We start from the raw sequence: 253 nt of genomic DNA, 5'->3' as shown, positions 1-253 counted from the left end.
GTCTTCCGGCAGGCTGGAGCTGGATAGCTCATGGGACTCGTGCCTACTGAACTTCCACGGCGGCGTGTACAACCAGGTCGACTACACCGACGAGACTCCGGCTGACGACGGCTCGATCTGTATCATCAGTAAGCTATCCCTCACACATTCCTAACCATCACAAGCGCCGAGCGTCCTGCCCCATATACAGAGGGGAGACGGACATGACGCTTTGCGGTGCTGATGGATGCGCTTGCTCAGCGCTCCGTGAGGC

Annotated in this window: 1 pseudogene; it reads left to right on the top strand. The window is 58.9% G+C overall.

The annotated features are described in order from the left end of the window. A pseudogene (locus FQ664_RS27995) lies at positions 1 to 154 on the top strand (polysaccharide lyase family 7 protein); the annotation flags it as partial. Positions 155 to 253 lie beyond the last annotated feature (99 nt).

This window comes from Pseudomonas persica (genome assembly GCF_900291015.1).
Classification (GTDB): Bacteria; Pseudomonadota; Gammaproteobacteria; order Pseudomonadales; family Pseudomonadaceae; genus Aquipseudomonas.
Note: the sequence above shows the minus strand (reverse complement) of the source record. Positions and strands in the feature narration are given on the sequence as shown.